The sequence below is a fragment of the Geobacillus sp. LYN3 genome, from assembly GCF_003064505.1.
GTDB lineage: Bacteria > Bacillota > Bacilli > Bacillales > Anoxybacillaceae > Parageobacillus_B > Parageobacillus_B toebii.
The window spans coordinates 1,605,930-1,618,469 of the sequence record NZ_QCWL01000001.1 but is presented as its reverse complement, the minus strand read 5'-3'; the positions used below and the strand labels follow the sequence as shown (position 1 = coordinate 1,618,469).

At 41.4% G+C, this 12,540-nt stretch carries 13 protein-coding genes; 2 read left to right on the top strand and 11 right to left on the bottom strand.

Going from position 1 to position 12,540, the window contains the following annotated elements; all coding sequences use genetic code 11:
- Nucleotides 1–218 precede the first annotated feature (218 nt).
- The 5 genes from spoVK to DCC82_RS08430 form a co-directional block, all read right to left on the bottom strand.
- A complete protein-coding gene (spoVK, locus tag DCC82_RS08450; RefSeq protein WP_015863549.1) occupies nt 219–1,151 on the bottom strand; it encodes a stage V sporulation protein K in 933 nt (310 codons plus the stop codon).
- Nucleotides 1,152–1,430: 279 nt separating this feature from the next.
- Nucleotides 1,431–1,655: an RNA chaperone Hfq gene (gene hfq / locus DCC82_RS08445; RefSeq protein ID WP_015863548.1), complete on the bottom strand. Its 225-nt coding sequence runs from the start codon at nt 1,653–1,655 to the stop codon at nt 1,431–1,433.
- A gap of 34 nt (nt 1,656–1,689) precedes the next feature.
- Nucleotides 1,690–2,637: a tRNA (adenosine(37)-N6)-dimethylallyltransferase MiaA gene (miaA, locus tag DCC82_RS08440; protein ID WP_062678323.1), complete on the bottom strand. Its 948-nt coding sequence runs from the start codon at nt 2,635–2,637 to the stop codon at nt 1,690–1,692.
- Nucleotides 2,638–2,788: 151 nt separating this feature from the next.
- A complete protein-coding gene (locus DCC82_RS08435) occupies nt 2,789–4,480 on the bottom strand; it encodes a methyl-accepting chemotaxis protein (RefSeq protein ID WP_108430326.1) in 1,692 nt (563 codons plus the stop codon).
- A gap of 98 nt (nt 4,481–4,578) precedes the next feature.
- Entirely contained in the window at nt 4,579–5,931 is a 1,353-nt protein-coding gene (locus DCC82_RS08430; RefSeq protein WP_108430325.1) for an MDR family MFS transporter, read from the bottom strand.
- A gap of 226 nt (nt 5,932–6,157) precedes the next feature.
- Here DCC82_RS08430 and DCC82_RS08425 point away from each other — a divergent pair, with 226 nt between their 5' ends.
- Nucleotides 6,158–7,669, top strand: coding sequence for a glycine betaine uptake BCCT transporter (locus tag DCC82_RS08425; RefSeq protein WP_108430324.1), 1,512 nt, complete (start codon nt 6,158–6,160; stop codon nt 7,667–7,669).
- A 53-nt stretch (nt 7,670–7,722) separates the two neighbouring features.
- Here DCC82_RS08425 and DCC82_RS08420 read toward each other — a convergent pair whose 3' ends face one another.
- The 6 genes from DCC82_RS08420 to DCC82_RS08395 all read right to left on the bottom strand — a co-directional run bounded on the left by DCC82_RS08420 (nt 7,723) and on the right by DCC82_RS08395 (nt 11,979).
- The gene (locus DCC82_RS08420) at nt 7,723–7,953 is read right to left on the bottom strand and encodes a hypothetical protein (protein WP_041269619.1); all 231 of its coding nucleotides are present in this window, start codon (nt 7,951–7,953) and stop codon (nt 7,723–7,725) included.
- Nucleotides 7,954–8,007: 54 nt separating this feature from the next.
- A complete protein-coding gene (locus tag DCC82_RS08415) occupies nt 8,008–8,496 on the bottom strand; it encodes a bactofilin (protein WP_108430323.1) in 489 nt (162 codons plus the stop codon).
- A 131-nt stretch (nt 8,497–8,627) separates the two neighbouring features.
- Nucleotides 8,628–9,326: an ABC transporter ATP-binding protein gene (locus DCC82_RS08410; RefSeq protein WP_097354355.1), complete on the bottom strand. Its 699-nt coding sequence runs from the start codon at nt 9,324–9,326 to the stop codon at nt 8,628–8,630.
- Nucleotides 9,323–10,135, bottom strand: a complete 813-nt coding sequence (locus DCC82_RS08405) for an ABC transporter permease (RefSeq protein ID WP_015863542.1) — start codon at nt 10,133–10,135, stop codon at nt 9,323–9,325. Before DCC82_RS08405 ends, DCC82_RS08410 begins: the two co-directional genes overlap by 4 nt.
- 51 nt (nt 10,136–10,186) lie before the next feature.
- Nucleotides 10,187–10,705 (bottom strand): nitrous oxide reductase accessory protein NosL, encoded by a 519-nt coding sequence (locus tag DCC82_RS08400; RefSeq protein ID WP_015863541.1) that lies wholly within the window; start codon nt 10,703–10,705, stop codon nt 10,187–10,189.
- Nucleotides 10,702–11,979 (bottom strand): right-handed parallel beta-helix repeat-containing protein, encoded by a 1,278-nt coding sequence (locus tag DCC82_RS08395; protein ID WP_108430322.1) that lies wholly within the window; start codon nt 11,977–11,979, stop codon nt 10,702–10,704. Before DCC82_RS08395 ends, DCC82_RS08400 begins: the two co-directional genes overlap by 4 nt.
- 302 nt (nt 11,980–12,281) lie before the next feature.
- Here DCC82_RS08395 and DCC82_RS18060 point away from each other — a divergent pair, with 302 nt between their 5' ends.
- Nucleotides 12,282–12,473 (top strand): hypothetical protein, encoded by a 192-nt coding sequence (locus tag DCC82_RS18060; RefSeq protein ID WP_233252951.1) that lies wholly within the window; start codon nt 12,282–12,284, stop codon nt 12,471–12,473.
- Nucleotides 12,474–12,540: the final 67 nt, after the last annotated feature.

The window sequence follows — 12,540 nt, the reverse complement described above, 5'->3', positions numbered from 1 at the left end:
ATATTCTAATAATTTTATTATTCAGCCACTTCATCCCGATGACTAAAGTCACGGGCTTTCGTAGCAGTTATTATTGTAAGAATATACATAATGAAATAAATATACTAACTATTCAGAAAATTAATGATCCACTTGCCTTACTTATTTCTATTCTACATATTATAAAAAACTCCTTCATTTTGCATAAAAAAAGAAAGGGGAGATACTCCCTTTCTTGCTTACGAACCAACTATAAGATCCCGATCGCGGATCAGCATTAGTTCCTTTTTATCATATCGCCCTTCACGCAACAGGCGCACCGCCTGTTTGCGAATTGCTTTTTCAATCAAGTTGCGCACGTAGCGCCCGTTGCTGAATTTTCCGCGATGTTTATCCTCCAACACTTCTTCGATATGATAATATAGTTTTCGTTCCGCTTCCGGTGTAAATTCGTATTCCCGTTCATGCAACATCTGTTTTGCGATTTTCACTAGTTCATCGACCGTATAATCAGGGAATTCGATGGTCAATGGAAAGCGGGAAGGCAAACCTGGATTTAATGATAAAAAATAGTCCATCTCTTTCGGATACCCTGCTAAAATGACCACTAAATCATCACAATAATCTTCCATTCCCTTTACAAGAGTGTCGATTGCCTCTTTCCCGAAATCTTTTTCTCCGCCGCGGGCAAGCGAGTACGCTTCATCGATAAACAAAATGCCGCCGCGCGCCTTTTTAATTAAATCTCTCGTCTTGTTTGCTGTATGTCCGATATATTCTCCGACTAAATCGGCCCGTTCTGCCTCAATAAAATGCCCTTTCGAAAGAACGTTCATTTCAAAAAACAGTTTTCCCAATAAACGTGCTACCGTCGTTTTTCCTGTGCCGGGATTTCCTTTAAAAATCATATGAAGCGCTTGTTTATTCGATTTTAACCCATTTTCTTTGCGAACTTTGTTAATATATAGCCACGCATAAATTTCTTTAATGATTTTTTTTACATGATCAAGGCCGATAAGTTGATCAAGTTCTTTTTGAATATCTTTTAATATGTGATGTTCTTCATAATTAATAAAATCATTCCGATCTTCTTTGACTAGATGATTAATATTTTTCGAATTGAGCACAATATTAATTTGACCTTTTGCCTTGTTCATTGTTAATTCAGACAATGGAGCGTCACCTCACTTCACCATTTTCATGGCTACCTTTTTTGTCGCCTTGTTCTTTATCAGTATACGTTCATCATCACCAATTCGTGACAATCGCCCAAATGAAAGAAACCAAACGACAACATCTACTAACGATTGTCTATTTTTGCGATTTCCGAAGAAATAAAAGTTTGTATATTTTATTCAGCACGGTCGATTTTTACGCGTAAAAAAGTGCCCGTCTAAAAAGGCGGGCACTTCGCTGTTCGCGTTGTTATCCAAAAATTTTAGACACGCCGATTATTCTGTTTCAAACCGAACGTTTTTTTCCGGCGCGAACGTAGAAATCGCATGCTTATAAATAAGCTGCTGCTTTCCTTGGACTTCCAACAAAACGGTAAAATTGTCAAACCCTTTGATGTAACCCTTTAGCTGATAGCCATTTAGCAAAAATACGGTGACTTGTGTTCCATCTTTGCGCAACTGATTTAAAAACTGGTCTTGAATGTTAATGGAATTTTTCATGAGACGTCCTCCTCTTTTTCTCTCTACCTAATTTTTATATATTCGCTTCTAATTGAAGCTTTCCTGCTATGTACTGAAAAATTTCCTCCGCTTTCTCATCAAACTTTGCTGCATCCGTCATATCAAACCATTGAACAGGCATTTGATTGCGAAACCATGTCAGCTGGCGTTTCGCATAGCGGCGTGAATTTTGTTTTAGCCGCTCAATCGCTTCTTCTAAGGAAACGCGCCCATCAAAATAGTCATACAGCTCTTTATAACCAATCGCTTGGACGGATTGGCAATCGCGAATGCCACGGTCGTATAATGCTTTCGCTTCTTCCAGAAGCCCTTCGGCAATCATTTGATCTACCCGTTCATTAATACGACGATATAACTGTTCGCGTTTCATCGTTAGCCCGATAATTGCCACATCATAAAGAAGTTTTTTCGTTTGCCCGCGCTGCCATTCCGTCATCGTCTTGCCTGTGCAATGATATATTTCTAGTGCGCGGATGACGCGGCGAATGTTGCGCGGATGAATTCGCGCCGCGCTTTCCGGATCAATGGCACTAAGCATCTCATAAAGAACCATTTCTCCTTTGTCCTCGGCGATCTGTCGCAAATGACGACGATACGCTTCATCGGAAGGGGCGTCCGAAAAACGGTAATCATAAATGACGGATTGAATGTAAAGCCCTGTACCACCAACAATCATCGGCAGACGCCCACGCCCGGAAATTTCGTGAATAAGCGAGCGGGCAATTTGTTGAAATTCGACAACGGAAAACGATTCCCACGGTTCTTTAATGTCAAGCAAATGATGCGGAATCCCTTCCATTTCCTCCGGTTTAATTTTTGCTGTTCCGATATCCATTCCTTTATAAATTTGCATCGAATCCCCGCTGATGATTTCCCCATTTAACCGCTTGGCTAAAGCGATGCTTAGTTTTGTTTTTCCTACAGCGGTCGGTCCAATGATGACGACAAGCTTCTCTCCCATTTGCAATTCCACTACTTTCTTCCATCAGTAATATATACATTTATTTATTATATCCAAATGGACAAAAGATTTACATATAGAAAAAATTTAATGTGTTAGTCGGTCCGGTAAAACGTTTCAAAAATAAAACGAACGTCGTTATGGACGTTCATTACATGTTGAATCGTTTTAAAAGTGATTTTACGTCTTCCGCCATTTTCGATAAGGAAGCGGCAGAAGCAGAAATTTCCTCCATGGAAGCGAGTTGTTCTTCTGTTGCGGCGGATACTTCTTGGGTTCCAGACGCGGCAGATTCAGCAATTTGCGTCACTAGCTGCATCGATTGCACTACTTGTTCCGCAGCGGCTGACATTTGTTGAACAGAAGCAGAAACATCTTGAATGTGTGCCGCGACTTCGTGGACAGCTGTTTGAATTTGTTGAAATGCTTCACCAGAAGTGCGGATGGCTCCAGTACCAGTTTCTACTTCTTTCAGTACTGTCTCCATCGAGCGAACCGCCTCATTTGTTTCCTCTTGAATCATCGCAATTAATGAAGCAATTTGTTGCGCCGACTGTGCGGATTGTTCCGCCAATTTCCGAACTTCATCAGCCACCACAGCAAATCCTCGCCCATGTTCGCCCGCCCGTGCCGCTTCAATTGCTGCATTCAACGCTAAAAGATTCGTCTGATCGGCAATTCCACTGATCACTTCGATAATTTTTCCGATTTGCTCGGATCGGTTTCCTAATCCTTTCACAATCCCGGCAAGGCGTTCAACGGTGTCATTTACTGTATTCATTTGCGCAACAGCTGTTTGAATCGTTTTTCCGCCTTCTGATGCTCTTTCCGACGTTTGCATCGCAATTTTCGACACGTTTTGGGCACGCTCGGAAATTTGCTGAATTCCCTCAGACATTTGATCGATCGTTTCCGATGTTTCTTCTACGCTCTGCACTTGCTTTTCCACACCTGCAGCAACATTTTGAATCGTTAATGCAATTTGTTCTGTCGCCTTGCTCGTCTGCTCCGCACTCGCCGTCAATTGTTCGGAAGACGCCGCAACTTGTTCGGCATTCATCGCTACTTGCTCTAATACATCACGTAAATTTTTCGTCATTTGGTTAAAAGATGCCGCCAGTTCCCCGATTTCATCGCGGTTGCGAATTATAACTTTCTCCCCAGTCAAATCACCATCGGCGATTCGTTTTGCCGCTTTAGAAAGGGTGAGGAGCGGACGAGAAAGATTGCGGCTCATGTAAATGGTAAGGAGGTTGCCAATAGCGAGCGCAATGACTCCGATAATAATCATCCATACTTTAATGGATGCCGCTTTTGACGTTGCATCCTTGTCAGCCTGATTCATATCTTTTTGCTGGATTTCCACTAGTTGTCGTGCCGCTTCATCAAATTGTGTAGTAATATCCCTTCCTGTTGTTGTAATTAACTGTGTATAAGCCTCCACATTATTTTCCTGTTTTAATTGAAACGTTTTTTGCCCTAGTTCGTAAAACTGTTGTTCCAGCTCATTCAATCGTGCTAGCAACTCTTTTGTTTCCGTCTTTGTCAACATTTTTTCCAGTTCATCGCTTAGTTTTTCATATTCATCGTGCGCTTTCGTAAAATTTGTCAATGACGTTTGATCGCCGGTAAGCAGATAACCGCGCATGCTCCCTTGCTCACGCCGGATCAGAACTTCTAGCTGTTTAACATCGATAAGATTGGAAACTTTATCATTTAAAAGACGCGTATAACTAGCATTAATAGTAGAAATCTGATAATAAGCTATACCAACGAGCGCGATTAACAGCATATATACGGCGGCAAATACTGCATACAATTTTTTTCGGACTGTCATCTTCATCATCTGATCCCCCCGTTTATTCACATCTAACAACCCATCTACAAAAAAAGAAGGAAATGACCCTCCCTTCTTTATTATCGGTATATCATGTTAAATATTTAGGCCATTTCCCCGGAACGAAGCAAATTATTTTTTTTCTGTTCCGACTCATCACGAATGAAAAACGATGTGAATAAAGCTACAATGCTGCCGATAAATCCAAATAAAAACAGATGATGGATGCCAGTCATAAAATCAGCCGCTTTCGTTAAAAAGGCGCCCATAATCGTTACACCAATGGCTGTGCCGATGTTGCGGCAAAACATGAAAAACGAAGTCGCAATTCCCTTTTCATGCGCATCGGCAAGCTGCTGCGAGCCGATGACACCGACGGTAGATGTCAATCCAAACGACAGCCCTTGAATGAACATGGCAAAAAAGACATACAAAAATCCGTGGTTTTCATTTAAAAGTGCAAGCAACAGCCCAGAAAGCACAAGAAGAACGTTTCCGATAATCAATAAAATGCGATACCCATAGCGCAAAATCCATTTTCCCGCCGGCACCGCCGCAATCATCCAGCCAATCGACATGCCTAAAAGGGCGACACCGCTTGCAAACACTGATTGATGGGCGATATTTTGCAAAAATAGCGGAATGTAGCTAGACGTGCCAAATAAAGCGACACAGCTGGCAAATCCGTTCATGTTCATCCATTTTAACGTTTTATGCTGCACGAGCGTCAATGGAACAAGCGGAGACGTTTGCTTTTTTTCATATAAGTAAAAAATAACTAATAACACAACGCCAATGCCGACATACATCCAATGGTTGCTTTCGGCTACCGTCGTCAATAGAAAAAGGCTGATCGCGGCCGCAAATAATGCCGCTCCGATATAGTCAATCGACGTCCGCTTCGGTTCGTACACTTCTTTATATGGCAATAGTGTGAGCAAGGAAAGCAAGCAAATCGGGATATTCACATAAAAAATCCAGCGCCATGATGCGTATTCAACAAAAAAGGATCCTAGCAGCGGCGCAAGAACCGCGGAAATCCCCCACATTGCCGTAAAAAACGCTTGAATTTTTCCGCGCTTTTCAATTGGAAATAAATCCCCAGCAATGATGGCAGGAAAAGGCATCATAAAACCAGCGCCAATTCCTTGCAGGGCGCGGAATACAACAAGCTGGACCATATTTTGCGACATCCCGCAAAGAAGAGAACCGATTAGAAATAAAATAATACCGAAGCTAAATACTTTCTTTCTCCCAAATATGTCGGAAAGTCTCCCGGCGATTGGAGAAAGAACGGTCGTCGTGATCATGTAGGAAGCAAACGACCACGCGTAAAGAGAAAATCCTCCAAGTTCTTTGGCAATGATCGGCATCGTCGTATTCATGATCGTTGTATCCATCGATGCCACGAGCATCGCGAGCACAATGCTTACCATTACGGATATTCTGTTATTCACTATTGTCTATCCTCCTTTTTATCTGCCATGAATATTTTATTTTACATGACATAACCGTTTCCCTACAAAAAAAATGCTTGTCTCCTGTTAATAAAAGCAAATCCATTGCCATTTCTGTATTTTTTCGTTACCATAGAAATGGAAAACTTTTTTCTTTCCTTCTCCGGCACCCGAAAACGCTAACACGATCCTCATCGGCACATACTAATACTAAAGGAGGAATTAGATGAAAAAAACAACAAGCGTGTTTTATTTTTCAATAGCAATTGCTATTTTATTTATTTTTTGGGGAGTGATTCCTGCCAATAAACTGCCCGACTATAACTTAGGTGCTGTTAGTACAGCAATGCATTCCTTTTTAACTGATAAATTCGGCTGGTTTTATTTATTGGCAGCAACGACATTTCTTGCCTTTGGTTTGTTCTTAATTTTTTCTAAATACGGAAATATTCGTCTTGGCGGAGACAATGAAAAGCCAGAGTATAGCAACATCACATGGTTTGCGATGTTGTTTAGTGCCGGTATGGGAATCGGGTTAGTGTTTTGGGGGGTGGCTGAACCAGTTTCCCACTATTATGCGCCACCTGCCGGAGAAGGAGAAACGCCGGAAGCAGCCCGCATGGCGATGCGATATGCCTTTTTTCATTGGGGGCTTCATCCGTGGGCGATTTATTGTGTAATTGCTCTAGCGCTTGCGTATTTCCAATTCCGCAAAAAAGAACCTGGGATTATTAGCCGTGTATTGCGGCCAATATTTGGCGATAAAATAAATGGCGCTATCGGCGTCGCGATTGATACGCTCTCTGTATACGCAACGATCTTTGGTGTTGCAACTTCGTTAGGGCTTGGAGCAATTCAAATTGCCGGAGGATTATCACATTTATTTCCATCCATACCAAACAACTTTACAACTCAATTATTGATCATTATCGTTGTTACGTTTTTATTTATGCTTTCCGCGCAAACAGGATTGAATAAAGGAATTAAAATATTGAGTAACATAAACATCATTCTTGCCGTCCTGCTGATGTTTTTTTTGCTTTTTGTTGGCCCGACGAATTTTATTATGGATGTGTTTACAACGACGATTGGTTCCTATTTGCAAAACTTGCCGTCCATGAGTTTCCGGTTGGCGCCGTTTGAACAAAGCGACTGGCCCAAATCGTGGACAATATTTTATTGGGCATGGTGGATTGCGTGGGCGCCGTTTGTTGGAACGTTCATCGCCCGCATCTCAAAAGGTCGTACCATACGTGAATTTATGATCGGTGTGTTAGCCGTTCCGACCGTATTTAGTGCCTTATGGTTTTCTGTCTTTGGTGGTTCGGCGTTATATCTAGAACGGTTTCAACATATCAGCATCATCGATGTCATTAACGAAAAAGGGATGGAATCAGCACTGTTTTTCACACTGCAGCAATTCCCATTTGGCACTATTTTGTCGGGATTAGCTATTTTATTAATTTGTACATTTTTCGTCACATCAGCCGATTCCGCTACGTTCGTTCTCGGTATGCAAACAACAAAAGGAATGTTGAATCCGCCAAATTCGGTAAAATTTATTTGGGGAATCGTTCAATCAGCAACAGCTGCTATCTTGCTTTGGACAGGCGGCTTAGAAGCACTGCAAACCGCATCAATCATCGCGGCGTTTCCGTTTGCGATCATTATGATTTTGATCGTCATCTCATTAATTCGTTCGTTTCAAAAAGAATCGATTGCCAAAAAAAGAGTATAAATAAAAAGCGGATGCCGTGTATTGCCGGCATTCGCTTTTTCATTACGCGAAATTTATTCCTTCCCGACCTGCACCTTGCCGCTTTGTGCGGCATGCATCGATGCGAACCGATCGTTTGGCATGAAAAAGACGAACAGAAGCGTCAGCGCTGCGGGAATTAGGCTCCATAAGAACGTATGCGCGATGGAAGAAGCCAACGCGGCCGTTATTTTTTCGAGTATAGACGCTGGGATATGGGCGCGCGCTTCCGGCGAAAGAATCGCATGAAGGGCATGAATGCTCATGGACGGAACCCTGTTTGCCATTCCGTGAAACGCTTCTTTTAATCGATCCGTAAATTATGATCTTCTTTTTGCTTTCACGGTCGCTTTTTCGTCTTGGTGAAAGCTTGTGTGATACTCAACAAGATCAATGTTGCAGCCTGGACCAATGATGATGCGGTCGCCTCTGACAATTTTGGCGTTGGTGTGTTCTAAATAAATGCCATCCCCTTCAATCGTTTCCACTTTTAACTTTGCCGAATCGGGAGCAAATCGTTTTAAAAAGTGAAGAATACTCAATGCTTTACTCCGTTTGACTTGAATCGTTTTCCCGCCAATTTCGGCGATGCGGCTATCCGCAAAATGGAGGTACAATTCGACCTGCTCGGCGTTTAAGGTGCCGCCAACCTCCACCGCACCTTTGACAGAAAAAACGTCCGCCTCACAATCGCGGAACACTTTCATTTCTCCGTAACCATGAATTGTTCCTCCTGTTACATCACCATCCACATGGGCGGCGCCGCGGAGATGAAAATCGTATGCCGAAGCATTTCCGCGTAGATTCATTTCCCCCCAATAGCTTGATCGTCCCTCCCTCTATAAAAATATCGATTTTCTCATTTTTTAATCCTTACTTCTGGACTAAGTAACAGTCTTTTAAAGGGAAAGATTACTACGGCTGAGAACTCTCAACAGCCTCATATTTGACGATGCAGCTGCAGCAACTGCAAGGTTGTCTCTTCCTTATTACCTGTATTTCTTATACGCTTGACCACGGATCCGTCTCTCATGAATAGAATATGGTCCCCCACCTCGGCGGCAACATCCATCATATGGGTTGAAAAAATAATAATGGTTCCGCTTTCTTTCATTTCTTTGAGCAGATTCACAAATATGTTGACCCAGAATGGATCCAGACCGTTTGTCGGTTCATCCAGTAACAGCAGTGCAGGTTCACCCAACAATGCTTGCCCGAATAAAAGCCGCTGACGCATTCCTTTCGATAAATTTTTCACCAGTTCTCGCTTTTTCTCCGCTAGGCCTATCCTCTCGAGGATTTCCTGTACTTTTGACTTTCTCGTTTTCCGCAACGCAGCATAAAAGGAAAGGAACTCTTGGACGGTCATCATTTGCTGAGCATAAAATTCATCCGGCATGTAACCGATCTGTGAGACATATGCATTTCTATTTTTCTGTAAACTGATATCGTTTAACATTACTGTCCCGGACGTCGGCGCCAAAATACCTGCTAAAATATGAAGAAGCGTGCTTTTTCCGGCACCATTCCCGCCGCATAAGACTATGCATTCTCCTTTTTTTGCTTTCAATGAAAATGCGGAAAGAGCAACTTTTGTTTTATATGTTTTTGAAACCTCCGAAACCTGCAATGAGGTCATTGCACTTTTCTCCTTTCAAGCTTCCAGGCGGAAAGAATGAACAAAAAAGATGTGTAAATGAACACATATAAACCTAGTATTCCCCATGCCGCTCCTTTCTGCAAAAATGTGACAAGCCCATCGTAGGATTGCCCAAAAACGGCTCCTCCGCCAAGTTGAACCACAAATACAATACGCAGCAATTCTGCTGGATTACAAAACAGAGCAATTTTTAGAAGCGGCACAATCATTGGATAAGGCACCAAGCCAAGAATAGCGATAAGGGCGGACGGCCATATCATAATCAAGAAGAACCAAACTCCAACAGAAAGTGTTAAAGCTTGCCACCTTGTCGCAACGAACACACCTAGGGCCAAACCGATCACAAGAAAGAAAAAAATTAATGATATAGCAAATATATAGAGAGCCAGCACCCATTTTACAGACAAAACACTTCCGCTAATCAGACCGACTGCAAGGCTCGTACCAAAGCTTAACGTAAATACAACAGCTTGTGCTGTAAATTGTCCTGCAAGTTTTCCTATTAAATAGGAAGAAGTCGACAATGGATACGTGCATAGCAGACGCCACTGTCCATTTTCCATCTCGTTTGCGATAGTAAATGAACCGCTGATAAGCATAAACAACGGCACAATATATAGCACCAAATTCGCGATGGTTCCTGTCATGTTTGTATATCCAGTTAAAGCAGGCGTATTCCGTTCCAACAGAAATATGAGAGACAAAACACCTACCCAGAGCAATACAAGCATGTAGGAAGAACGCTGTCTTATCGTCATGCGCCACTCAGAGTACCAAATGTTCCACATACGATCCCTCTTTCCTGTGAAAAAGGACAATCAGAACGATTGTCCTCTCTATTAATGCGAATGGTTCATATCCATATTCTTGCCATGCTCTTTTTTCATCTTCATCATCATTTCTTTGTTTCTTTTCCATTTATGATCTTCTAACTCTTTATATGTTAATACTGTACCTTTGTTTTTAGATACAAAATTTTCTGCATCTTTTTTATCTTTGAAAGAAATCACGTTGTAAGCCATAGGGGTCCGAATAGACTTATTGTATACATAAGTAGCTTTGTCCGCCTTAATCCAATCTTTTGTATTATAATCACGAACAAACATTTCTTGTAATTTTTCATCCTTATGCTCGCTTATCCATTTATACATACAGCCGATATCATCGAATACAAGAGCTTTTCCATTCTCAAGAATGACTTCAGTAGCAAACTGATTATCCATCACTGCCATATTACAAACTGCGCATTTATCATTTTTCTCATCAATGGATATTGGCTTAACTTCCTTTTTGCCGCAACCAGCTGCCGCTAATATCAAAACTGCTAACATGGTAATCAATATACCTTTCCACTTCATCTTCTTTTCCTCCCAATTATAAATAAACTCATACTTCCCACAAACATACTGGCACTCACCGCACCCAGCAGCATTTTGGATGGCGCATTTATCCTTCCATCATATACAACCGGTTTCATAAGAGGCGCGTCATCTGTCATGACCTCATTATCCGGGCTCTTCAACAATTTTTGCAACACAATCATGCCCGGCGCTTGGAAAAACAGCTGATATTCTGGTACATCATTCGTCAGCGTCAAGAAAAACGGATCAGCTCTATACGGTATGGCACTAACCCCTGATCCAGTTGCATCAAGCTTTAAAGACGCATCCCAATAATTACGCACAATCGCATTTTCAGAGCTTTTTATCGCCTGTGCCTCATTCACATTTCCAATAAATGTATTATCAGATACGGTATTTGCGTTCGCATTTTTGAATTGTATGCCAATGAAATTGCCTCTAACTTCATTGGCTAAAATGCGGTTATTTCTAGCATTCTCCGCATAAACACCAATCCGATTATAAGAAATCTTGTTACGAATAGCTTCTGTTTCCGATGCATCATACAGCAACAGCCCCTGCGCATTTACGTTCCGGTTGTTGAATATTAACTCATTCTCCTCAATTTTTGTTCTCTTCGTTCCCATAACCATGGCACCTGTAATATTGTCTCTAGAAACGTTATTCTTCACAGTTACGTTATCAGAAAACATAATATGTATGCCGTAACGTGAATGTCGGATAGAGTTTTGAGTTATCTGGTTGAAGTTGCTGTTTTCCATGTAAATCCCGTCTCTTACTTTATCAATACGGACATCATGGATCATATTCCAATCTGAATCCCATAAATCAATCCCGTTTCCTTTCTGCTCGCCTTTAACAGAACATCCTTCAATAACTGTATTGCTAGCTTGGTCAAGCTTTATGCCAAACTGCTTCGTCCTGATATGAAGATTTTCTAATCTATGGCCCTTGCCTGTAACATAGATTGCTTCCGTATCCTCCGCGTTGCTGCATTGTTCCACATTTATATTTCTCAATGTAACGTGTTGACCATGTATCGTGATAACAGGTTCTTTACTGCAAGAACGAATAGTAACTTGTCCTATACCTTCCAAAGTAACAGGCTTGGAGAGGACAATCGTCTCATTATACACGCCGCTTGGCAACTTCGCAACTCCATGCGCAGGGGCTTTATCAATTAGAGACTGCAAATTGCCTTCTGCATAGCTGGTCAGCGGTAGAGTCCATAAAACAATAAAAAAGAGAAAAGAACGATAATACTTTTTCATAGACTGATCCCTTTTTCTCATAATCTGTATTTTCAAGATGAAGCATAACAAATAATTATGTGAGATTTATGAAATATTTATGTATATTTTCTGACAGGATGCATTTATAATCGAAAAATGTTAAATGTTTTTGAAGGGGAAGACGGAGGAGGCGCCGCCTTCAATTATTTGGACTCCCAACACCATCGTTTGTCCCTATTCAAGATGTCATTATTAATAATTGGGATTTTGATCCGAAAAAATCAAGTAATATAATGAGTATTGGAATTTTCGACATTAATCCTAAAAGCAGGGGCACGATTATGGTCGCCCATAGCGATCCTGAGGCTTATCCATCCGTTGATCTTAATCCGCTGGGAAATCCTGATGACTTAGATTTTATGGTGGATCAGTATATTCAGGTTTTCAATATTATGAAGAGAGCTCGTAAACTAGATCCGGACGGCATTTATAAGGTTGTATACCCTCCTGAAAATATATTCTATTTAACGTAACTATTCAGCCACATCATAAAGTGAGCTGAATATTTTCTTCTTTCCTTGTCTATGATGTGAATATTGA